22 protein-coding genes are annotated in these 22,293 nt (G+C 69.2%); 12 read left to right on the forward strand and 10 right to left on the reverse strand.

The genetic code is table 11. The annotated features are described in order from the left end of the window. Positions 1-62 precede the first annotated feature (62 nt). On the forward strand, positions 63-1,151 hold the full coding sequence (locus OG984_RS19255; RefSeq protein ID WP_328527814.1) for a hypothetical protein: 1,089 nt from the start codon (positions 63-65) through the stop codon (positions 1,149-1,151). 83 nt (positions 1,152-1,234) lie between these two features. Here OG984_RS19255 and OG984_RS19260 read toward each other — a convergent pair whose 3' ends face one another. Together OG984_RS19260 and OG984_RS19265 are read right to left on the reverse strand one after the other, a co-directional pair. Further along, positions 1,235-2,230, reverse strand: a complete 996-nt coding sequence (locus OG984_RS19260) for a MerR family transcriptional regulator (RefSeq protein WP_328527815.1) — start codon at positions 2,228-2,230, stop codon at positions 1,235-1,237. A 145-nt stretch (positions 2,231-2,375) separates the two neighbouring features. Further along, positions 2,376-2,864, reverse strand: coding sequence for a MarR family winged helix-turn-helix transcriptional regulator (locus tag OG984_RS19265; RefSeq protein WP_328527816.1), 489 nt, complete (start codon positions 2,862-2,864; stop codon positions 2,376-2,378). Positions 2,865-2,905: 41 nt separating this feature from the next. Here OG984_RS19265 and OG984_RS19270 point away from each other — a divergent pair, with 41 nt between their 5' ends. From OG984_RS19270 to OG984_RS19280, 3 genes are all read left to right on the forward strand, one after another. Beyond that, positions 2,906-3,817: a DMT family transporter gene (locus OG984_RS19270; RefSeq protein ID WP_328527817.1), complete on the forward strand. Its 912-nt coding sequence runs from the start codon at positions 2,906-2,908 to the stop codon at positions 3,815-3,817. A gap of 10 nt (positions 3,818-3,827) precedes the next feature. Next, a complete protein-coding gene (locus OG984_RS19275; RefSeq protein ID WP_328527818.1) occupies positions 3,828-5,336 on the forward strand; it encodes a spermidine synthase in 1,509 nt (502 codons plus the stop codon). Positions 5,337-5,796: 460 nt separating this feature from the next. Further along, entirely contained in the window at positions 5,797-6,573 is a 777-nt protein-coding gene (locus OG984_RS19280) for a GntR family transcriptional regulator (RefSeq protein ID WP_328527819.1), read from the forward strand. Positions 6,574-6,809: 236 nt separating this feature from the next. On the opposite strand, the gene OG984_RS19285 is transcribed toward OG984_RS19280, so the two are convergent. Together OG984_RS19285 and OG984_RS19290 are read right to left on the reverse strand one after the other, a co-directional pair. After that, positions 6,810-8,183 carry a vWA domain-containing protein gene (locus OG984_RS19285; protein ID WP_328527820.1) on the reverse strand — a complete coding sequence of 458 codons (1,374 nt, stop codon included), beginning with the start codon at positions 8,181-8,183 and terminating at the stop codon, positions 6,810-6,812. Beyond that, a complete protein-coding gene (locus OG984_RS19290) occupies positions 8,180-9,058 on the reverse strand; it encodes an AAA family ATPase (protein ID WP_328527821.1) in 879 nt (292 codons plus the stop codon). Before OG984_RS19290 ends, OG984_RS19285 begins: the two co-directional genes overlap by 4 nt. Positions 9,059-9,170: 112 nt before the next feature. On the opposite strand from OG984_RS19290, the gene OG984_RS19295 reads away from it, so the two are divergent. Continuing rightward, entirely contained in the window at positions 9,171-9,512 is a 342-nt protein-coding gene (locus tag OG984_RS19295; protein ID WP_328527822.1) for a hypothetical protein, read from the forward strand. Positions 9,513-9,514: 2 nt separating this feature from the next. Here OG984_RS19295 and OG984_RS19300 read toward each other — a convergent pair whose 3' ends face one another. Both OG984_RS19300 and OG984_RS19305 read right to left on the reverse strand, forming a co-directional pair. Further along, positions 9,515-10,216: a winged helix-turn-helix transcriptional regulator gene (locus tag OG984_RS19300; RefSeq protein WP_328527823.1), complete on the reverse strand. Its 702-nt coding sequence runs from the start codon at positions 10,214-10,216 to the stop codon at positions 9,515-9,517. Positions 10,217-10,315: 99 nt separating this feature from the next. Then, a complete protein-coding gene (locus OG984_RS19305; RefSeq protein WP_328527824.1) occupies positions 10,316-10,993 on the reverse strand; it encodes a winged helix-turn-helix transcriptional regulator in 678 nt (225 codons plus the stop codon). 53 nt (positions 10,994-11,046) lie between these two features. On the opposite strand from OG984_RS19305, the gene OG984_RS19310 reads away from it, so the two are divergent. The 7 genes from OG984_RS19310 (at position 11,047) to OG984_RS19340 (ending at position 16,851) form a co-directional block, all read left to right on the forward strand. Further along, positions 11,047-11,505: a VOC family protein gene (locus OG984_RS19310; protein ID WP_328527825.1), complete on the forward strand. Its 459-nt coding sequence runs from the start codon at positions 11,047-11,049 to the stop codon at positions 11,503-11,505. A 30-nt stretch (positions 11,506-11,535) separates the two neighbouring features. Further along, complete coding sequence (locus tag OG984_RS19315; RefSeq protein WP_328527826.1) at positions 11,536-12,177, forward strand: PadR family transcriptional regulator; 642 nt, start codon at positions 11,536-11,538, stop codon at positions 12,175-12,177. Between the two features lie 143 nt (positions 12,178-12,320). After that, positions 12,321-13,328 (forward strand): ATP-binding cassette domain-containing protein, encoded by a 1,008-nt coding sequence (locus tag OG984_RS19320; protein WP_328527827.1) that lies wholly within the window; start codon positions 12,321-12,323, stop codon positions 13,326-13,328. Then, complete coding sequence (locus OG984_RS19325) at positions 13,328-14,110, forward strand: ABC transporter permease (RefSeq protein WP_328527828.1); 783 nt, start codon at positions 13,328-13,330, stop codon at positions 14,108-14,110. Before OG984_RS19320 ends, OG984_RS19325 begins: the two co-directional genes overlap by 1 nt. Positions 14,111-14,165: 55 nt before the next feature. After that, complete coding sequence (locus tag OG984_RS19330; protein WP_328527829.1) at positions 14,166-14,888, forward strand: response regulator transcription factor; 723 nt, start codon at positions 14,166-14,168, stop codon at positions 14,886-14,888. Then, complete coding sequence (locus OG984_RS19335; protein ID WP_328527830.1) at positions 14,885-16,315, forward strand: HAMP domain-containing sensor histidine kinase; 1,431 nt, start codon at positions 14,885-14,887, stop codon at positions 16,313-16,315. The genes OG984_RS19330 and OG984_RS19335 overlap by 4 nt, the downstream gene beginning before the upstream one ends. Beyond that, entirely contained in the window at positions 16,312-16,851 is a 540-nt protein-coding gene (locus OG984_RS19340) for a hypothetical protein (RefSeq protein WP_328527831.1), read from the forward strand. Before OG984_RS19335 ends, OG984_RS19340 begins: the two co-directional genes overlap by 4 nt. A gap of 42 nt (positions 16,852-16,893) precedes the next feature. Here the strand turns inward: OG984_RS19340 and zwf are convergent, their stop codons facing one another. From zwf to OG984_RS19360, 4 genes are all read right to left on the reverse strand, one after another. Further along, on the reverse strand, positions 16,894-18,351 hold the full coding sequence (gene zwf / locus OG984_RS19345; protein ID WP_328527832.1) for a glucose-6-phosphate dehydrogenase: 1,458 nt from the start codon (positions 18,349-18,351) through the stop codon (positions 16,894-16,896). An 88-nt stretch (positions 18,352-18,439) separates the two neighbouring features. Then, the gene (locus OG984_RS19350) at positions 18,440-19,708 is read right to left on the reverse strand and encodes an anthranilate synthase component I family protein (protein ID WP_328527833.1); all 1,269 of its coding nucleotides are present in this window, start codon (positions 19,706-19,708) and stop codon (positions 18,440-18,442) included. 18 nt (positions 19,709-19,726) lie between these two features. Continuing rightward, positions 19,727-20,296 carry an anthranilate synthase component II gene (locus OG984_RS19355; RefSeq protein WP_328527834.1) on the reverse strand — a complete coding sequence of 190 codons (570 nt, stop codon included), beginning with the start codon at positions 20,294-20,296 and terminating at the stop codon, positions 19,727-19,729. Further along, on the reverse strand, positions 20,293-22,233 hold the full coding sequence (locus tag OG984_RS19360) for an anthranilate synthase family protein (RefSeq protein WP_328527835.1): 1,941 nt from the start codon (positions 22,231-22,233) through the stop codon (positions 20,293-20,295). Before OG984_RS19360 ends, OG984_RS19355 begins: the two co-directional genes overlap by 4 nt. Positions 22,234-22,293 lie beyond the last annotated feature (60 nt).

The raw sequence follows: 22,293 nt of genomic DNA on the forward strand, positions 1-22,293 counted from the left end.
CGGTGCCCGTCACCGGCTGGCCGATCGCGGTGGGCCCTCTGACGCCTACCGGATCGGTCCCTGTGAAGTCCATCGTCGTCCACGCCGGCCTCCCCAAGACGGGCACCTCCGCAGTCCAGGCGTTCTTCAGCACCCATACGGACGAGCTCGCGCGGTCCGGCATCTTCTACCCCCAGCACCGCGTCGACACCAACGGCGTCAGCGCCGGCAACGCCGGGGCGCTCATGGAACGCTCCGGGCATCTCTTCGTGGCCTCGCGCCGGGAGGTCGCCGGGACTCTCGAGGAGTTCGAGGCGAGCGGCTGCCACACGCTGCTGCTCTCCTCCGAGGCGTTCCTCCCCGAGCTGCCCGGGATCGCCGAGCTGCTGCCGCCGGAGGCGCGGTTCGTCCTGTACGTCCGCGATCCCCTCGCCTTCCTGGAGTCCGACTACAACCAGCGGGTCAAGCGGCTCTCGCACGTCGATCCGTTCGAGCCGTCGCCAGGTGCCTACGGCGGGTGGCTGGGACACGAGCACCTCTACCGCGCGCTCGACTCCGAGACGGTGCGCTCCCGGCTGGTGCTCCGGCCCTACCTTCCCGAGCTGTTCGTCGGCGACAGCCTGCTCACCGACCTGCTCGACACCGCCGGGATCGACACCGCGGGGCTCGGTGACCTGTCCTTGCGGAAGGTCAACCTCTCCTACTCGCTGCACGCTCTCGAGATCAAGCGGGCGCTCAACGTCCTCCCGCTCGGGCCGCAGCTCCAGGAGCGCCTCGACATCCACCTCCAGTCCTGTCCCCTCGGGCCGACGACCTACACCCTGATCCCGCCCGCGGATCACGAACGCCTTCGGAAGGTCGCCGACGACGAGCTGCACGCGCTGGCTCTGCGCTACGACATCGACTCCCTCGAGCCCATGCGGGAGCTGTTGCGGGCCAAGCCGCAGAAGCCGTTCCACCCGCAGCAGCTCACCGACGACGAGGTCGATGCCGTCGTCCGGCACATCGCCACCGTCGGCAAGCGGCTCACCCGCCGGATCGCCCAGACCCTCGCCGAGCACCCCGAGATCGAGCTGGTCTACCCCTCCCTTCGGGACTCGTTCGCCGCTGCTGCGGCCGAGCTGGGTGAGGAGTCTGCACCGCCGAAACGTCGGTGGTGGCGGCGGGGCTAGGCCGCGGGATACCCGGTTAACCGGGTATCCCTGCACTTCTCAGGCGTTGCAATGCCAGAAAAGTGCAGGGAATGCCAGAGAAGTCAGGCCAGATCGGCAACCACGATGGTGTGGTTGTCCGGCTCCCCGGCAGCGACCACGGCGGTCGCGACCGCATCGGCGACCTCCTGCGGACCGGCCTCGGCGATGATCAGGGCGGCCAGGTCGTCCACGTAGGAGTGGACGCCGTCGGTGCTCAGCACGAGTCGGTCGCCGGGCAGCAGGTCGAGCGAGATCTCGTCGGCGACGACTCCCGGCACGAGGGCGCGGTTGAGCAGCGCCCGGTGCTCGTGGGAACGAGCCTCGTCGAGAGTCAGCTGGCCCGCCTCGACCATGGCGGCGACCACCGTGTGGTCATGGGTGACCTGGCGTACGTCCCCGTCCCGCACGAGGTAGACCCGCGCGTCGCCGATGTGGGTGATCCGCGCGACGGAGCCGTGCAGGTCGATCGCGGTCAGGGTGGTGCCCGACTTCGGCACCTCGGCGAAGACCTCCTGGATCGCCGAGGACAGCCCGCCCGCGGCGTACGCAGTCAGGACCGCACCCGCGAGATCATCGCGGTCCCCGAAACCGTCGGCGACGGCGATCAGCTCGGGGGTCACCAGGATGGCGTCCTGCTGGGTGGCGCGGCCACCCTGCTCGTGGCTGACGCCGAACTCAGCGTGCAGTCTGTCGGTGGTGGTTGTCATCGGTTGTGCCTCGTTCCTCATCGCGTGGACGAGGATGGAGACCATGGTGCGCCGCGTCGCCGTGTCGGCCTCGACCTGCCGCCAGTACCTCTCGACCTCCGCTGCAGCGGCGGCGGGTGGCATGTCGAGGATCTCCCGGATCCGGGCCAGCGGCATCCCGACCAGGCGCAGCGTCGCCACCAGCCGGGCGAGTCCTACCTGGTCAGACGTGTAGCGGCGGTAGCCCGAGTGGGGGTCCACCTCCGCAGGCGGCAGCAGACCCAGGTCGTCGTACAACCTCAGTGCCTTCGGCGTCAGCCCGGTCGCCCGGGCGAAGTCGCCGATGTTCACCAGCCCCTCCAGCCCGCTCATGCGACCGCTCCCGTGGCGCAAGCGCCAGAATACGAGAGCGGTCGCCTGAGCCTTGTGGTCGCTCGCTGACGCTCGCTCATGATCACCATCCTCCCCGGTGAAGGTCACCGGTGTCATCAGATTGGCGTCTGCCCTTGGGGCAAGCTCAAGCCCCGGTCTGCTCGGCCCACTTCTCCAGCAGCCGGGCGAGCGACCGCCGTTCGGCGGCGCTGAAGACGGCGAGCAGACGGTGCTCGTTGGCGATGTGGTCGGTGAAGGCCGCGTCGATCAGCTCACGCCCGCTCTCGGTCAGCGTGATCCGGCGCCCCCGACCGTCCTCGTCACGACGGCCCCGGCTGACCCAGCCCTGGGCCAGGCAGCGGTCGACCCGCTTGGTGACCGCTCCCGAGGAGACCATCGTCTGCTCGCCGAGCTCCTTCGGAGTCAGGGCGTACGGAGCGCCTTGCCGTCTCAGCGTCGCGAGCACGTCGAACTCCCCCTCGCCCAGTCCGTGCTGTGCGTAGACCTCGACGAGCTCGTCGGTGAGTCGCAGCGCGAGGCGGTGCAGCCGGGCGATGACGGCCTGCGGGGTGATGTCGAGGTCGGGACGCTCGCGCTCCCACTGCGCCATCACGGTTGAGACGTGGTCTGCCATGACACTGGAATATATCTGACGTGGAAGATATTATCTCTTCCATGGAAAGTAGATTGATCACCCTCGCACTGACCGCGATCGCCCCCGTGGCATGGGGATCGGGCTACTTCGTCACGGCCACGTTCCTGCCGCCGGACCGTCCGCTGTTCGGTGCCGTGGTCCGGGCGCTCCCCTTCGGACTGTTGCTCCTGGCGCTCCGGCCGGGGCTGCTCCGCGGCTCCTGGTGGTGGCGCACGGCCGCGCTCGGGCTGCTCAACTTCGCGGCGTTCTTCGCCCTCGTCTTCGTCGCGGCCTACCGGCTCCCCGGCGGCCTCGCCGCGACCCTGACGGCGGTCTCGCCGATCGTGGTGATGCTGCTGGCCTGGGCGTTCGCCGGCGAGCGGCCACGCACGGGCTCGCTCGCCGCCGGCGTCGTCGGCGCGATCGGCGTGGCCCTGCTGGTACTCCGCGGCGGCGCGAGCCTCGACCTGGTCGGCGTCCTGGCCGCCTTCGCCTCGGTGGCCGTCTTCTCCACCGGCTTCATCCTCGTCAAGGTCTGGCAGCCGCCGGTCGGACTGCTCACCTTCACCGCCTGGCAGCTCGTCCTGGGTGGCCTCGTGCTCGCCCCCGTCGCCCTCCTCGTCGAGGGCCCACCGCCCTCGCTCGATCTCCCGGCGGTCGGCGGCTACGCCTACATCGGCCTCGTCGGCACGGTCGTCGCCTACGCCGTCTGGTTCCGCGGCGCCCGCCGGCTGCCCGCGGCCGCGGTGTCGCTGGTCGGCCTGCTCAACCCGGTCGCCGGCATCCTCATCGGCCTCGCCTTCGCGGGCGAGCACCTCACCCCGGTGAGCGCCCTCGGGATGGCGCTGGTGCTCGGTGGCGTCCTCCTCGGGCAGCCCGCTGTGCTCGACCGGATCAGGGCGCGACGTACGCCTGAACCGGGTCCGTGTGCGGACGTTGGAGTCGCCGGATAAGTTCACCTCCATGAAACTGCGTGCGCGTGCGCTCGAGCTCCTCGTCTTCACCGTCGGTGCCGGCACCCTGGGATCGGAGATGGCCGCGGCCCGACTGCTCGCTCCGTGGTTCGGTGACTCGACGATCGTGTGGGCCAACACGATCGCAACGGTGCTGGTGGCGCTGGCGATCGGCTACTCCGTCGGCGGCCGGATCGCCGACCGGAACCCGCACCCCTCCGGCCTCGCCAAGATCGTGCTCGTCGCCGCCGCCCTCCTGGCCGCGGTGCCGTTCATCGCCGACCCGTTCCTCCCGCTCGCGGTCAAGGCGGTCGACCAGCTCAGCATCGCCACCTTCGCCGGCTCGCTGGTCGGGGTCGGCGTCCTGCTGGCCATCCCGCTCTTCCTGCTCGGCATCGTCAGCCCCTACGCGGTCCGCCTGAGCGTCGAGGCCGTCGAGGACGCCGGCCACGCGGCCGGGCGCCTCTACGCGATCTCGACGGTCGGCTCACTGGTCGGCACCTTCGCCGCCTCGCTGTTCCTCATCCCGGTCGTCGGGACGCGGCGTACGTTCCTGATCTTCGCTCTCTGCATGGCGGTCTGCGCGATCCCGCACCTGGTCAAGCGGCGCCTGCCGGCCGCCGTCGTCCCGGTGGCGATCCTCGCTCTGATCGCCTTCCCGACCGGGTCGATCAAGACGCTGACCAGCAACGGCGGCGAGGTGATCTGGGAGAAGGAGACGGAGTACCAGTACGCCCGCGTGGTGGAGTACGACGACGGCAGCCGCTACCTCGAGCTCAACGAGGGCCACGCGGTGCACTCGGTCTACACCGAGGGCGAGTGGCTCACCGGCGCCTACTGGGACGAGATGCTCTCGTTGTCGTACGCCGGCGCGGAGGCCCCGAAGTCGGTGGCGATCCTGGGCTCGGCCGCCGGGACGACCGCGCGCCAGTTCGGTCACTTCGCCCCCGAGACCCGGGTCGACGCCGTCGAGATCGACGAGGACGTCACCAAGGTCGGTCAGGAGCTCTTCGACCTCCAGGACCAGCCCAACCTCCACCTCCACACCGCCGACGCCCGCCCGTGGCTGCAGAAGCAGACCCGGAAGTACGACGCGATCATGGTCGACGCCTACCACCAGCCCTACATCCCCTTCTACCTGACGACGAAGGAGTTCTTCGCGCTGGCGAAGGCCCACCTCAACCCGGGCGGCGTGCTCGTCGTGAACTCAGCCCACCCGGAGGGCTCGACAGCGCTGGAGAAGGTCCTCACCGCAACGCTGCGGACCTCGTTCGGCGAGGCCGTCTGGCGTTCGGACTCCGGCCCGACCAACACCCACCTGATCGCGACGGTCGACCCGAAGGCGGATCCCGCCGCCAACCTCACCGCCACCGCCGAGTCGCAGCCCGCCGACCTGGCCGGCGCCCTCACCGACTCCGCCTCCCGGCTCGAGCCGGGGCTTCGTGGTGGGACGGTCTACACCGACGACATCGCGCCGGTCGAGTGGCTCACCGACCTCAGCCTTCTCGAGGTTGCCTGACCCGCTCGGCCGCTTCACCTCGCCGATAGGCGTCTTGCGCAGGCACCCGACGCACACCTGGTCGGGCGCGACCTTGCTGAGCCGGCGCGGCGGCAGCACGTGCCAGGTGCCCAGCCGGCGGCCGCACATGGTCAGGACGTACCCGTTGCTCTTCTTGGCCGAGCGAAGGTGCCAGAAGCTGCCCCGGTCGGTCCGGTAGACCAACGGGTCTTTGGCCAGGACCGGCGGCCTCCCGCTGGTTCCCATGCTGAGTCGGTCGTCTACGAACACGAATTCCCCCCAAGGAATGTCGATGGCTCTCGTCGTTGAGTGCCCCGAGACGCCGGTTCACAGCTGGGCCGTGCGCCCAACGCCCCGAGACGACTTCGACCATAAGTCCACTCATTGCAACGGGTCAAGGCGGAAAGGGTGGGGCTATGCGGCTATTCGGGATCTGTACGGCTCAGTAACGTGTTCTCCTATGAGCAACCCCCGTCCGCGCGGCCTGCCCAAATACCTCCACGTGGCCGACTATCTGCGGGCCCAGATCGACGACGGCACCTATCTCCCCGGCGAGCGGCTCCCGACCGAGCCCGAGCTGATGGACACCTTCCCTTACGACCGCGCCACCATCCGGCGCGGCCTGGCGGTGCTGCGCAACGAAGGCCTCATCACCAGCGAGCAGGGCCGAGGCGTCTTCGTACGCGACGCCACCAAGACCCGCTACGACCTGATGAGCATGCTGATCACCGACCCGAGCCACCCGGCAAAGCCCGACGCGGCCTACCACCAGCCGCCGCGTGGCCCGGACGACGGCATCTCCGTCGAGCACTCCTACGAGGTCGTCGCGGCCGGCGAGAAGCTCGGGGAGGCCTTCGACCTCGACCCGCGCAGCGAGCTGCTCAGCACCACCTACACGTTCTTCATCAGCGGCGACACCGCCGAATACCGCACCACGGCCTACATCCCGTACCCGCTGGTCATCGACACCCCGCTGGCCACGCCGACCGACGACTGGCCGCAGCCGCCGATCAAGGACCTGCTGGCCACGGTCGGCGTGAAGGTCACCACGGTCGCGATGGACATCGAGTCCCGGATGCCGACACCGCAGGAGACCTTCGACCTGCAGATCCCCGACGGCACACCCGTGTTGTCCGACCGGCGTCGCTTCCTCGCTGATGACCGGGTCGTGTGCATCACCGACTCCGTAGGCGTCGCTGACCGGATCGTCTACGGGCTGGACCTGAAGCTGCAGTAGCGCAGAGGCGAATGAATTTTCGTTCGAGCAGGGTCTTGTTGGGTGGGTGAATGAAAATTCATTCGCGGCGAGACCCGAACGAATTTTCATTCACCTCCCGGGGCCCGACGGCCAGCGCCAGGTGAATGAATTTTCGTTCACCGCGAGCGACTACCTCCGGAGGAGCGACTGCTTCCCGGCCACACTGGGGCCGCCGACCACGAAGAAGGCAGTCCCCGACAGCGGTCAAGCCCCGCTCAGGCGAGGTCGTGGACGAACTCGGAGAGCTGGGTGAGGTTGCGACACTCCCGCATCTCGATGATCGACCCGTAGCGGGTCGCCTCCGAGTCACCGGTGTCCCACTGCGTACGGACCTCGGGGTTGAGCCAGTAGGAGTGCCGCGCCGACTCGGCCATCGCGCGCAGCGAGCCGACGGCGAGGTCGGAGTAGTTGGACCGGGCGTCGCCGAGGATCAGCAGCGACGACTTCGGGCCGAGGGCGTCGGCGTGCCGCTCCTGGAAGAGGGAGAAGGCGCGGCCGTAGTTGGTGCGCCCCATCCGGGCCGCGTGCTCGGTCGCCCTGGTCAGCTCGGTCATCGTGTCGACCAGGTCGGCACCGGGACGGAAGTAGGACGTGACCTCGTGGACCTCGTCGACGAACGTGAACGCGCGCACCTTGCCGAACTGCTCGCGCAGCGCGAAGACGAGCATCAGCGTGAACGTCGCGAAGTTGGACACCGACCCGGACACGTCGCACAGGATCACCAGCTCGGTGCGGTGCGGCCGCTTGGGCCGATACCTCAGGTCGACGGGCACGCCGCCGGTGGACATCGAGGACCGCAGCGTACGCCGCAGGTCCACCGCTCCGCGCCGGCGAGCGTGGTGCTCCTGGGTGAGCCTGGTCGCCAGCCGGCGTGCCAAGGGGTAGATCTCGCGGCGTAACGCCTCCAGGTCGGCCCGCCGCGCGTGCAGGAAGTCGAGCTTCTCGATCGTCGGGCGTACGGCGATCTTGGCGATCTGCTCGGGGCCCTTCTCCTCCGCGATCCGCCGGCGGGCGTCGGCCTCGACGAGACCGCTGAACCGATTCACGCGCCGGCTCCCGACGCGCGCCGCCTCCTCCTCGGTCCAGCCGCCCTGCTGGAGGCCCTCGATGAGCCGCGAGGTCAGCTCGTCGGTGGAGAGCCGGCGCAGCGCGGTGTAGGAGGACCACGAGCTCAGTCCCGGGCCGCGGCCGGGCATCGCACCGAAGCGTGCCACCGCCTCGGCGGCCAGCTGGCGGAGCATCTCGGCGTCGTCGGCCTCCAGCGCCGCCGCCAGCCGCTCGGTGAACTCGGCGAGCGCCTCGGGTCCGTCCTTCACCGCCCCGGTGGCCTCGGCCTCGCCCGTCAGCGAGGGCGACGTGCCCGAGCCGACCATCCGCGGGAAGTAGAGCTCGAAGAGGCCGTCGAAGGTGGCGCGCTGGTTGGCGCGCTTGACCAGGGTCGCGGCGTACGCCTCCTTGACCTGGGTCCGGTCGTTCCAGCCGATCAGGCCGAGGGCGGTGACCGCGTCCAGGCCCTCGGAGAGCGACACCGGCAGCCCTGCTCCCCGAAGAGCTTCGAGGAACTCGATGTGCCGGTCGAGGAGGGTCACCGCTTCAACCGCAGCTCTCGGACCGCACGATCGACGTCGGAGGAGTGCTTGAGCACGACGCCGAGGGTGTCGGCGACGGCCTTGTCGGAGAGGTCGGTGATCTCGAGCGCGATCAGGGTGCGCGCCCAGTCGACGGACTCGGCGATCGAGGGCGACTTCTTGAGCTCCAGCTCGCGCAGCCTGCCCACCACCGAGACCAGCTGGCGGGCGACCTTGTCGTCGAGCCCGGGCACCTGGGAGAGCACGATCTCGCGCTCCCGGTCGGCGTCGGGGTAGTCGAGGTGGAGGTAGAGGCAGCGTCGCTTGAGCGCCTCGGAGAGCTCGCGGGTGGCGTTGGAGGTGAGCACGACCAGCGGCCGACGGGTCGAGGTCATCGTGCCGAGCTCGGGGATGGTCACCTGGAAGTCGGAGAGCACCTCGAGCAGGAGTCCCTCGACCTCGACGTCGGTCTTGTCCACCTCGTCGATGAGCAGGACAGTGGGTTCCGAGCGGCGGATCGCGGTCAGCAGCGGCCGGGTCAGCAGGAACTCTTCGGAGAAGATGTCGTCGTGGGTCTCCTCCCACGCCTGGCCGTCACCGGCGGCCTGGATGCGGAGGAGCTGCTTCTTGTAGTTCCACTCGTAGAGCGCCCGCGCCTCGTCGAGGCCCTCGTAGCACTGCAGCCTGACCAGCTCGGCGCCGGTGGCCCGGGTGATCGCCTTGGCCAGCTCGGTCTTGCCCACCCCGGCGGGCCCCTCGATGAGCACCGGCTTCTCCAGCGCGCCCGCGAGATAGGTCGTCAACGCCGTCGAGGCGTCCGCCAGGTAGCCGACGTCTCCCAGACGGGTGACGGCCTCGGCGGGCGAGGAGAACCAGGACGACGTACGGGAAGGCATGACGCGACACTAGCGACTCTGCTCCGGCTCCGCTCCCGGTGTCCGGATGGGACTTTCGTCATAGTGTCGGAACGACCCGTCACCGCGACACCGATCAGTCGTTGGATACGTCGTGCACTCGGACACCACGCGACCTCTGACGCTCGTCGTCGTCGCCATGAAGGTATGCGCGCTGACGGCGTTGGCGGCCTTCTGCCTGGTGGCCATCACCACCCCGACCGAGCCGCGGTCGCTGGCGAAGCGGGAGCAGCCCGAGCTGGCCGCGATGCTCGAGCAGCACCATTGCGTGGCCCCGCCGACGATCGCCCCCTGGCGGCGGGAGAGCGCCATCATCCGCTCCCCGCTCGGCGAGCTGAAGCACGTCACCCTCGAGGTGGGCCAGCTGATCGAGCAGGGCAAGGCCCGCGGCGAGCTGGTCGCCTTCTGCGCCGATCCGGTCTCGCCGACCCCGTAGGGTCAGCTGGCCTCGGCGAGCGTGTTCGCGAACAGCCCGAGCACGCGGTCCAGCGCGGCGCGGTCGCCCTCGACCCGGAGCCCGGCCTCGGCGATCGCGGCGTCCACGGGGAAGCCCATGAACACGACCCCGGTCCAGGCCGTCGAGTCGCCCGCGACGGTGACGTCGGCGTCCTCGAGGGTGCCCTCGGCGAGGTCGAACTCGTTGCCCTTCCAGACCAGCCGGAACTGCTGCGGGTCGGCGTCGGGGCGGCGTGCGTCGGTCAGCTCCCAGGCGACGCTGACCGGCTCCGGGGTCGTCGCGCTGCCGGCGGGCACCATCGTGCGCATCGCCACCATCACGCCGCTGGGCGTCATCCCGGCGGTCATGATCGGGAAGCGGGACGAGCCGTGGGCCCAGCGTCCGAGCGCCCCGAGGATCGTCTCGAGCTCGCGTCCCCACGGGGTGAGGGCGTAGGCCGTCGTCTTGGTGATGTAGCCGAGCTCGGTCTCGACCACGACGCCGGCGTGCTCGAGGAACTGCAGCCGGTCCTTCAATTCGTCCGTGCTGACCCCGATCACGGACGATTCCAGGTCACGCGCGGTGCGCGGCCCGAACATCAGCTCGCGCACGACGATGAGGCTCCACCTGTCGCCGATCAGGTCCAGTGCGTGCGCTGCTGCGCAGGCGTCTCCGAGGTCCCCATAGGTCAGGTTCAGGGTCACGTCGATCCTCTCCGAGTCATTCGATCCCATCGAGCGTAGTGAGACCGAGCTACACGTCGTCAGTGCCAGAGGTCCTGCCGTGCCCGCGAAATCCCGGGCCTACCCGATGGCCGCGTACGCCGCAGCGACCCGTTCCACGGCGCGCCGGTCCCCCTCGATGCCCATCGCCCCGACCGGCTCACCGGCGAAGACCACGCCCGCCCAGGCGGAGGAGTCTCCGGAGACGGTGGCATCGGGTGTGTCGGTCGCGCCCTCGGTCAGCTCGAAACGGTCCTTGTCCCAGTGCAGGCGGTAGTGGCGTACGCCTGCGGCGGGACGCCGCTCGTCGTGCAGGTCGATCGCGATCCTCACCGGGCCGTCGCCCCACTCGGGTGTCGCGGCGTACGGCGCCATCGTGCGCATCGCGACGATCACCCCGTCGGGGGTCATGCTCCCCTCCGGCACCGGGAAGCCGGGCGAGCGCTGCGCCCAGCGGCCGAGGGAGCGCATCACGTCCTCCAGCCCCCGCCCCCATTCAGTGAGCCGGTAGACGCGGGTCTGTCCGAGGTCGTCGAGCTGCGCCTGCTCGACGACGCCCGCCTCCCGCAGCGCCTTCAGCCTGGCAGTGAGGACCGCGGGCGTGATCCCGACGACGGCCGAGGCCAGGTCGGCGAACCGGCGCGGGCCGAGCATCAGCTCGCGCGCGATCACGATGCTCCACCGGTCCCCGATGACGTCCATCGCGTGCGCGGTCGCGCAGGCATCACCCAGGTCGGCGTACGTCTGCTTCTTCGGCATCGATCCTCCTGACTCTCTTCACAAGAGTATCAACTATGTTTAACGTAGTCCGCATGACCACGACTCCGACCACTGTTGGCACTGAGGAGATCCCGATGCGTACGACGATCGCCTTGCCCACCCGCGACCGGTCCCGGTCCCACGTGTTCCTCCGTGACGGCCTCGGCCTCGAGACTCCCGGCGAGCTCGCTCCTGACGGGGTCCCCGAGCCGCTCCGCGCGACCCTGTCGGAGACGTGCGAGGTGATGATGATCCCCACCGGCGGGTTCAAGTGGGTCACCGGCCAGCTCGGGGACGAGCCGATGCACGCGGCGACCCTGCCCTCCCCGGACGACCTGAAGCAGTGCCTAATCACCATCGAGCTCGGTTCACGCGACGATGTCGAGGCTCGCTTTGCGGCCGCGACGGCTCTCGGCCGCGGCGTACTCGGGCCGGAAGCTGCCCCGTGGGGCGAATACCGCGCGGTCGTGGCGGACCCCGACGGCCATCTATGGCAGCTGACGTCCCGCTGAGGCCGGTCGTGCCACCCCTAGAATCGCCCTATGGCCGGAGACGACACACGGATGCTGCTGCTGGGGGCGGTGGCGCTGTTCGAGCCCGTCAACGGCTACCAGATCCGGCGCGAGCTGATGTCGTGGCAGGTCGACCAGTGGGCCAACATCAACCCCGGCTCGATCTACCACGCACTGACCTCGCTCTCCGACAAGGGCCATCTGACCAGGCACGACCTGGTGGACAACGGGCGTACGGTCGCGGTCTACGAGATCAGCGCCAGCGGGCGGGCGGAGCTGGAGCGTCTGATCACCCGGTCGCTGGAGGCCGTCGACGCCTACAACGGACTCTCCTTCTACGCCGCCTTCGCACTGGTGCCGCTGCTGGAGCGGCCGGCCGTGGTCCAGCACCTGAGCGTCCGCCTGAAGAACCTCGAGCGCACGATCAAGGAGCTCGACGCCGCCGCCCGGGTGAATGCGCGGATGGCACCACCCCACACCGTCTCCGGGCTGCATCTCCAGATCGACAAGCTCCGCTCCGAGCGGTCGTGGCTGGCGGAGGTCCTGGATGACGTACGCAGCGGCAAGCTCTTCTTCGCCGGCGACGCTCCCGGCTGGACCCCCGCCGACGACGACCCGGGCTGGCAGATGGACGCCGACCGGAAGCGCTATCGGGAGATGCTGCGCGGCTGAGGCTCCCTTTCCGGGGAATCGGTTTGACAACCCGGGTTCAAATTGAACACTCGCGCTATTCAACTTTGAATACCCGGGTAAATCGGGTGATTGTTGTCCGTCGTCCGTGCTTGTCTGGACTCGCACGCACAAGGGAGTGACACATGATTCACGCACGCGGCCTGAGGCACACCTTCGCCTCCGGCCATGGCAAGCAGAAGAAAGAAGTCGTCGCGGTCGACGGGGTAGACCTCGACGTCGAAGAGGGCGAGGTGGTCGGCTTCCTGGGGCCCAACGGCGCCGGCAAGACCACCACCCTCCGCATCCTCACCACCCTCCTCAAGCCCACGTCCGGCACCGCCACGGTGGCCGGCTTCGACGTGGCCAAGCAGTCCGTCGACGTCCGGCGGAGCATCGGCTACTGCTCCCAGGTCGGATCGACCTTCTCCGGGGCCTACGCGGGCGACGAGGTCGTCGACCACGGGATGCTCTACGGGATGTCCAAGAAGGACGCCGTCGCCCACGGGCAGGCGCTCTTCGAGAGGCTTCAGCTCGACGGGCTGTGGCGCCGCAAGCCGCGCAACATGTCCGGCGGCCAGAAGCGCCGACTCGACATCGCGATGGCGTTGATCCACGCCCCCAAGCTGGTCTTCCTCGACGAGCCCACCACCGGGCTCGACCCGCAGGCGCGGGCCAACCTGTGGGACCACATCGCCTCGCTGCGTACGGACCACGGGGCGACGGTCTTCCTGACCACCCACTACCTGGACGAGGCCGACACCCTCGCCGACCGGGTGATGGTCATCGACCAGGGCCGTATCGTCGCCAACGACACCCCGGAGAACCTCAAGGCGGCCGTCTCCGGCGACCTGGTCTCCCTCGAGGTCGCCACCGACGAGCAGGTCGCGATCGCCCGCGAGAAGCTCGGCTCGATCTCGGAGAACGTCGAGGTCGACGAACGGCTGGTCAGCGGCCGGGTGCCGCGGGCCGGGAAGGCCGTCCCCGGCCTGCTGCGCGACCTGGAGTCCAATGGCGTCTCGCTGGAGTCGATCGAGGTCGCCCGTCCCACCCTGGACGATGTCTTCCTGACGCTGACCGGGCGCTCGCTGCGCGACGCCGAGGAAGGCGCACCCGAGGCCGAAGAGGCTGAGCAGAATTCGGGGGCGAAGTGATGACCGAGTTCCAGCAGCCCGTCCTCAAGTCCGGCTTCCTGCGGGAGTCGTTCGTCGTCTTCAACCGGCAGCTGCGGATGAACCTCCGCAACCCGGCCTGGGTGCTCATCGGAGTGATGCAGCCGATCCTCTACCTGGTGCTGTTCGGCCCGCTGCTCGAGCCGCTGATCGAGCAGCTCGGCGGCAACGCCTACAACTGGTTCGTCCCCGGCATGCTCGTCCAGCTCGGCGTCTTCGGCGCGATGTTCGCCGGGTTCTCGCTCATCGGCGAGTGGCGCGAGGGCGTCATCGAGGCGGAGCGGGTCACCCCGGCCTCGCGCGGGGCGCTGCTCTTCGGGCGCCTCTACCGTGACCTGCTGCAGATCCTGGTCCAGGCGATCATCCTGGTCGCCCTCGGCCTGGTGATGGGTATGGACTTCAAGCCGATCGGCATCCTCGTCGGCATCGCGATCACGGTGCTGATCGGTGGCGCCGGGGCCGCCGCCTCCAACGCGTTCGCGCTGCTCGTCAAGAGCGAGGACGTGATGGCGCCGGTGACCAACATGCTGCTGATGCCGATCCTGCTCCTCTCGGGCATCTTCCTGCCGATGAGCTTCGGTGCCCAGTGGCTGGAGACGCTGGCCGACATCATCCCGACCAAGCACATCGTCGACGCGGTGCGAGCCTCGTTCTTCGGGGACCTCGGGATCGCCGACATCGGCTGGGGTGTCGGCTGGACCCTGGTCCTGTTCGTGCTCTCCGTCTGGTGGGGCATCTCCACGTTCCGCAAGGAGAACGCTTAGGAAGACACGCGCTGTCTCTCAGCGGCGCTTCAGCGAGGGGTGGCAGGGTAGGAGTGTGAACAGCCCTGCCACCCCGAGCGACGCCGCCGGTGACAAGCCGCACGTGCTGGTCGTCGACGACGACAAGGCCGTGCGCGAGTCCCTGCGCCGGTCCCTGGAGTTCAACGGCTACGTGGTCGCCCTGGCCGGCGACGGCGCCGAGGCGCTCGCCGGGATCGCCAACCACGGCCCTGACGTCGTCGTGATGGACGTGATGATGCCGCGTCTCGACGGCATCGAGGCCACCAAGGCGCTGCGGGCAGCGGGCAACGACGTACCCATCCTGGTGCTGACCGCCCGCGACGCGGTCGGTGACCGCGTGGACGGCCTCGACGCTGGGGCCGACGACTACCTCACCAAGCCGTTCGCGCTCGAGGAGCTGCTGGCCCGCCTGCGTGCGCTGCTCCGCCGGGCCGCGCCGATCGGCGAGGAGGACGAGGAGACCCTGTCCTTCGCCGACCTCACCATGAACACCACGACCCGCGAGGTCACCCGCGGCGATCGGGCCATCGAGCTCACCCGCACCGAGTTCACGCTCCTGGAGATGTTCCTGCGCCGGCCCCGCCGCGTACTCGACCGGTCCTTCATCCTCGAAGAGGTGTGGGGCTACGACTTCCCGACCACGGCCAACTCGCTGGAGGTCTACGTCGGCTACCTGCGGCGCAAGACCGAGGCCGAGGGTGAGGCCCGGCTGATCCACACCGTACGCGGCATCGGCTACGTGCTGAAGGAGCCGTGAGCAGCGCCGTGAGCATGACGGCCACCGGCTCTCGCTACCGCGGTTCCCTGGCGGGCCGGGTGACGCTGTTGACCACCCTCGCTGTCGCCGGGTCGATCGCGATGATCGCGATCGGGCTCTACTTCGTCGTACGCATCCAGCTGCAGGCCAACATGGACGAGTCGCTGTTGAGCCGGGCGACGGCCGCGGCAGAAAACCCATTGCTGATCCGCAACACCCGCACCGGGGAGACCGTGCCGACCTGGGTCCTCAACGCCAGTGACATCCAGGTCGCCGAGGTGAGTGATCACGACTACTGGTCTCCGACGGAGAGCTTTCCCCGCCCCGGCGCGCCCGAGGTGCAGGTCGCCACGAGGAAGGTCCCGATGGTGGTGCGCACCATCTCGACGAGGGACGGGGACTTCCGGGTTGTGACCGTGCCGATCTCTGGCAGCGATACGGCGCTGATGCTGGCACAGTCACTGGAGCCACAGAAGGCGATGTACAAGCGGCTCGGCTTTGTCGTGCTCTTCTTCGGCGCGGCGGGGGTCGTTGCGGCGGCGCTCGCCGGGTGGGCGGTCGCGGCGGGCGGACTGCGTCCGGTGCGGCGGCTGACGGCCTCGGTCGACCGGATCGCGACCACCGAGGACCTCACCCCGCTCCCGGTCGAGGGCGACGACGAGATCGCCCGGCTGGCGACCTCGTTCAACCGCATGCTGTCCGCGGTCTCCGCCTCCCGGGACCGGCAGCGGCAACTGGTGGCGGACGCCTCGCACGAGCTGCGTACGCCGCTGACCTCGCTCCGCACCAACGTCGAGCTGCTCACCCAGGCAGACGCCTCGATCTCGGGCGAGCAGCGGGCCGACCTGCTCGGGGACATCCGCGCCCAGATCGAGGAGCTCACCAACCTGATCGGCGACCTCGTCGAGCTGGCCCGCGACGAGCCTGCCGAGCCGACGCTGGAGACGGTCGACCTCTCCGACGTGGTGGACCGGGCGCTCTCCCGGGTCCGTCTGCGCGCACCGTCGGTGACCTTCACCGAGGAGATGGCGTCGTGGTGGGTCATGGGTGACGCCAGCTCGCTGGAGCGGGCGGTCACCAACCTGCTCGACAACGCCGCCAAGTGGTCCCCGGACTCCGGCACGGTGCACATCTCCCTCCACGCCGGCGTGCTCAACGTCGACGACGAGGGACCGGGCATCGCCGAGGACGACATCCCCTACGTCTTCGACCGGTTCTACCGCTCCACCGAGGCCCGCTCGATGCCCGGATCGGGGCTCGGCCTCGCTATCGTCCGACAGGTCGCCGAACGCAGCGGCGGGTCCGTCTCCGCGGCCCGTTCCCCGTTCGGCGGCGCACGGATGACCCTGCGCCTGCCCGGCTCGGCCTCACCCCGGCCGACCGAACCGCCCACGGCTGTGTTGAACGATGAAGGACTGAACCATTGAGGTACGCCGTCCTGGCGCCCGGTCTGCTGGCGCTGCTCTCCCTCGCTGCCTGTGGAGCCGAGGATCCCGCCCCCTCGGCATCCGCATCGGCTTCCGCGTCGGGGTCTGATCACTCCGCCAAGGAGACGTTCAACCCGTGCGACGGGCTCGACATCGCTCCCGTCGAGAAGGCCCTCGGCGCCCAGCTCCGCGTCGAGAAGGGCACCTCGGCGGCACCCCGCTGCGCACTGCTTCCCGAGAAGTCGGGTGGGACTGCGTACGAGCTGAACTACCTGCCCTTCAAGGGCACCCTCGCGGAAGCGTGGAAGACCATGGACGTGCAGTCGGGCAAGGTCAGCGAACCCGAGGTCAGGGACGCCGACGACGCCAGGCTGGTCAAGCAGCAGGGAGTCAGCTCGTACGCCGTCACCGGCTTCGTCCAGAACGGCGCCCTGATCCAGAGCTTCAACTCCGTCGACCTGGAGCCTTACGACGGCGACGCCATGGACCGCGCCGCCCAGGCTCTGCTCGAGCAGCTCAGCGCCAACGCCCCGTAGCCGAGGCGTCAGCCCCGTCGGCCGAGGCGGGCGACTTCCCGGCTAGTGCTTCTTCGTCTCGCGCCAGGAACGCTCGAAGGGGAGGCGCCAGGCGTGCGGGGCGATCAGCTGGTGGATCGAGTTGGGACCCCAGGAGCCGGGCGCGTAGAGGCGGACCGGCGGCGGGTTGTCGAGGAGCGGCTGGGAGATCTCCCAGAGCGTCTCGATGCCCTCGGCGGTGGTGAAGAGGGTGTGGTCGCCGCGCATGGCGTCGTGGATGAGGCGTTCGTACGCCTCCAGGACACCGGTCGAGGAGCTCGTCTCCTGGGTGGCGAACTGCATGGAGAGCTTCTCCAGCTTCATCCCGGGCCCGGGACGCTTGCCGTAGAACGACAGCGACATCTTCGACTGGTCGGCGAGGTCGAAGGTGAGGTGGTCGGGGCCCTGGGTGCCGGCGCCGGAGTTGGCCGGGAACATCGTCAGCGGCGGCTCCTTGAACGCGATCGAGATGATCCGCGCGCCCTCGGCCAGCTTCTTGCCGGTGCGCAGGAAGAACGGCACACCCGCCCAGCGCCAGTTGTCGATGATCACCTTCATCGCGATGAAGGTCTCGGTGTCGGAGTCGTCGGCGACCTCGTTCTTGCCGCGGTAGCCCGAGTATTGGCCACGCACCACGTTGCGCGGGTCGAGCGGCTGGATCGAGCGGAAGACCTTGTTCTTCTCCTCGCCGATCGGGTCGGGGGCCAGCGACGTCGGCGGCTCCATCGCCATGAACGCCAGCACCTGCATCAGGTGAGTGACGACCATGTCGCGGTAGGCGCCGGTGCCCTCGTAGAAGGCGGTGCGTCCCTCCAGGCCGAGCGTCTCGGGGATGTCGATCTGGACGTGGTCGATGAAGTTGCGGTTCCAGATCGGCTCGAAGAGACCGTTGGCGAAGCGGAAGGCCAGGATGTTCTGCGCGGCCTCCTTGCCGAGGAAGTGGTCGATCCGGAAGATCTGCTCCTCGGTGAAGACCTCGTGGATCTTCGCGTTGAGCTCCTTGGCCGACTCGAGGTCGGTGCCGAAGGGCTTCTCCATGATGATCCGGGCGCGCTCGACGAGGTCGGCCTCCTCGAGCTGGCGGATCACGTCCTGGGCAGCCTTGGGCGGGACGCTGAGGTAGTGGAGGCGGCGTACGTCGCTGCCGACCCCCTGCAGCTTCTTCTCGGCGAGCTTCACCGCGTCGGCGAGCGCGTGCGGCCCCTCCTTGGTCGAGACGTAGGAGAGCATCCCGCCGAAGGCCCCCCACCGCGCGTCGGTGATCTCGCCCTTGCCGAACTCCTCGCACGCCTCGCGGGCGAACGCGACGAAGTCCTCGTCGGACATCTCCTCCAGCGAGGTGCCGACGATCTGGGCGTCCGTCATCAGCCCGGCCTCGTTGAGTCTGAGCAGGCCAGGAAGGAGTTTGCGGCGCGCCAGGTCACCCGTCGCACCGAAGAGCACGATCACATGTGGCAGGGCTTTGTCATCGATGGTCGCCATGATGAGTCCACGGTAGTCCCCGTTTTATGAACGATCCAATAGACAACGGCCGCCGTCTCAACGTGTCGCCGTCTTTTCACCTGATTGATCATCTGCCGAGGGAAGCGCGCACCCGGTCGGCCTTCAACCGCGCCTCGGCGGCCTCCTCGACGACGTCGGACTTGACGGTGATTCCCCCGCCCGTCCCGATCCGCCAGGTGCGGGCGTCGTGGGTCGTCAGGGTGCGGATGACCACCCCCAGGTCCGCCGGTCCGTCGCCGGAGATCCAGCCGAACGCACCGGCGTACGCCGCCCGCGGCCCGCCCAGGTCGCGCTCGGCACGCTCGATGACCTCCATCGTGCGCAGCTTGGGCGCACCGGTCATCGATCCAGCGGGGAAGAGCCTGCGCAACGCCTCGATCGCGGTGATCCCGTCGCTGAGATGTCCCCTGACCGTGGTGACGAGCTGGTGCACGGTCTCGTAGGACTCCACCTGCATCAGGCCGGGCACCTCCACCGTCCCCGGCTCGCACACCATCGCGAGGTCGTTGCGGAGCAGATCGGTGATCATCAGGTTCTCGCTGCGCAGCTTGGGATCCGTACGCAGCAGCTCCGCGTTGGCGGCGTCCTGTTCTGCCGTGGCGCCTCGTGGGGTCGTCCCCTTGATCGGCCTGGTCTCGATCGTGCGGTCATCGTCGATGAGCGCATAGCGCTCGGGGCTCGAGCTCAGCAACCACGCGTTGTGACCGGCGACGTCGTGCTGGAGGAACCCTGCGTACGGGGCGGGGTTGATGCTTCTGAGCCGCAGGTAGGTCTCCACCGGGTCGGCCTCGGCCTCGACCGTCGTGCGGTAGGTCAGGTTGGCCTCATAGGTGTCGCCGGCCCGGAGGGCTTCTTGGATCTGGGCGAAGGCGGCGCGGTAGGCGGGGGACGGCGGGGAGGAATACCCGGTCAACCGGGTATCGCTGCGCTTCTCAGGCATTGCAACACCTGAGAAGCGCAGGGATTGCCCGAGAAGTTCGTGCTCGAAGAGCCGGATGTGCGACGGCCGCATCCAGACGGCGTCCGGTACGTCCCGCGACGGAGCAGCGGGGAGATCGGGCCGGCAGGCGTAGCCGAGGTAGCCGAACCACTGCTCCCCGGGCCCGACCTCGCGTTCGAGGACCTCCCAGATGTCGTCGCCGACGACCTCCGATCGGCCATCGGCGTGGCGCAGCACCTCACGGCGCGCGGCGGAGTAGGTCAGCGAGACGTCGTCGTCCTCCAGCCAGCCGATCAGGGACCGGGTACCGGACCACTCGCGCGCCCCGCCGCCGTCGAGCCAGACGCAGCGGGGGTGTGCGGCGGCCACCTCGGCGAAGAGGTCCTCGACGCTCACCGGTGCCTCACCGCTGCCTCAGACCTGCCGGTTCAGGAAGTTCGCGACCATCGCCGCGCCGTGCTGGGAGAGCACCGACTCGGGATGGAACTGCACGCCCTCGAGCGGCAGTTCACGATGGCGTACGCCCATCACGACCCCGTCCTCAGAACGCGCCGTGACCTCGAGGACATCGGGCAGGGAGACGGCGGCGAGCGAGTGGTAGCGCACCGCCTCGAGTGGCGAGGGGAGGCCGGCGAAGACCCCGCGACCGTCGTGGGTCACCTGCGCGACCTCACCGTGGGCGGGCTCGATCCGGTCGACGACGCCGCCGTAGGCGGTGACCAGACCCTGCATGCCCAGGCAGACGCCGAGGACGGGCCGCCCCGCCGCCACGAGTACGTCACGCCCGACCGCGAAGTCCGCCGGGTCGGCAGGGTGGCCGGGCCCGGGCGAGAGCACCACATGGGTGTAGCCGGCGAGGTCGCCGAGCTTCACCTCGTCGTGCTCGACGACGTCCGGCATCTCACCGCTGACCTGCGCGATCATGTGGACGAGACTCCACACGTAGGAGTCGTGGTGATCGATCACCACCACGCGTGCGCTCATTGTGCGAGGAGGTCGCTGACCACGTCGTGGATGAGGTCGTAGCCGCGCTCGGTGAGGACCGACTCCGCATGGAACTGGATGCCGGCGTAGTGCGGCCCGGAGATGGCGTGGATGTCGCCGGTCTCGGGGTCGGCATCCACCGACACGCCTGCGGGCAGCTCCGCCGACCCGACGCGCCCCACGAAGGTGTTGTAGAAGCCGACGCGCTCACGGCGCGGTCGCCCGCCGAACCCGAGGCCGACCCGCGTCTGGGTGCCCTGGAAGACGATGTCCTTGTAGTGCAGCCCTATCCCGAGCTGGTGGCACAGCGCCTGGTGACCGAGGCAGACCGCCAGGAACGGCTGCTCGCTCTCGAGCAGCGACGCGACGGCGGCGCGCAGCTTGCCCATCTTCGGGTCGGAGCCGTCGCGCGGGTCACCGGGCCCGGGGCCGACGATGACGAGATCGGCGCCTTCGAAAGCCCCGTCCTCGTAGTCCTCGTGGCGGACCACGGACGACGTCATGCCGAGCACCCGGAGGACGTGACGCAGCATGCGTACGAAGTCGTCCTCGCCGTCGAGGATCACCGCGTGCTTGCCGGCGAGGTGGGCCGAGGGCTCCTCGTCGGCCTGGTCGGTGAGCCAGAACGAGGACAGCCGGCGGTTGCGGGCGGCCAGGGTGAGCAGCAGATCCTCGTCGTTGACCAGCTCAGACACATCCTGTGCCAAAGCAGGCGCCGCCGGCACCAGCCCGAAGGCCGACAGGATCCCGCCGGCCTTGGCGTGGGTCTCGGCGACCTCGTACTTCGGGTCGGAGTCGCGCACCAGTGTCGCCCCGGCGCTGACCTTCAGCCTGCCGTCGACGGAGACGTCCGCCGTGCGGATCACGATCGGCGAATCGACCGTCGGGGCGCCGGACTCGTCACGGCCGAGCAGCGCGAGGGCGGCACCGTAGTAGCCGCGGCCCTCCGGCTCGTACTTCTTGATCAGCCGGCACGCGTTCTCCACCGGCGAGCCGGTGACGGTGGCGGCGTACATCGTGTCGCGCAGGATCTCGCGCGGGTCTCGCCCGGAGCGGCCGGCGAGCAGGTATTCGGTGTGGATCAGCCGCGACATCGGCTTCAGGAACGGCCCGAGCACCTGGCCGCCCTGGTCGCAGATGTCGCACATCATCTTGAGCTCCTCGTCGACCACCATGAAGAGCTCGTAGACCTCCTTCTGATCCGTCAGGAAGTCGGTCAGCTGCCCCTTGAGGTCGTGCGCGATCTTCTCCGGCGTTCCCTCGAGGTCACGCGGGAGCCGGAAGGTGCCGGAGATCGGGTTCATCCGGACGTCGCCGCCGTGGACGCTCACGTGGCGCTCGGGCGAGGCGCCGATGAGGTAGCGGTCGCCGGTGAAGAAGCAGTAGGTCCAGTACGCCCCGCGCTCGCGCTCCAGCAGACGACGCAGCACGGTGAGCGCGCGGTCGTGGTTCCAGTCGTCGAGCTGGGCGCGGTAGTGGCGACCGATCACGAAGTTGGCGCCCTCGCCCTGGCCGATCTCGTCCTCGATGACGGTCTTGACCAGGTCGGCGTAGGTGTTGTCGTCCACGTCGAACCCGCCGCGGTCGGTGAACTCCACCGGCACGTCGGGCAGGGCCTCGATCACCTCGGCGACCGAGAACTCCCACTCACGCTCCACGTCGACGACCACCAGCGGGGTGCCGTCGTCGTGGGCCTCGAAGCCTCGCTCGCTGACCTGGCGGAACGGCACCGCGAGCAGCCGGTCGGCCACCTTGCCGGGCTCCGGGGTGCCCTCCTCGAGCGGTACGTCGAGCAGCGACTCGACCACCGACCGGGTGCCTGCCAGCATGCCGACCGTGTCCCGATCACCCGCCCGCGAGGAGCGCCGGATGATCGCCCACGCCTCGTGCCCCGTGATCTCCTCGATCGCGGTCTTGGCAGGGCTGTTGGTCGTCATGGACATGAGCCTAATTGTCGCGCGCGCGACAGACGCATTCGATTCGGATGGTGGGCCTCG

This window comes from Nocardioides sp. NBC_00368, assembly GCF_036090055.1.
Taxonomy (GTDB): domain Bacteria; phylum Actinomycetota; class Actinomycetes; order Propionibacteriales; family Nocardioidaceae; genus Nocardioides.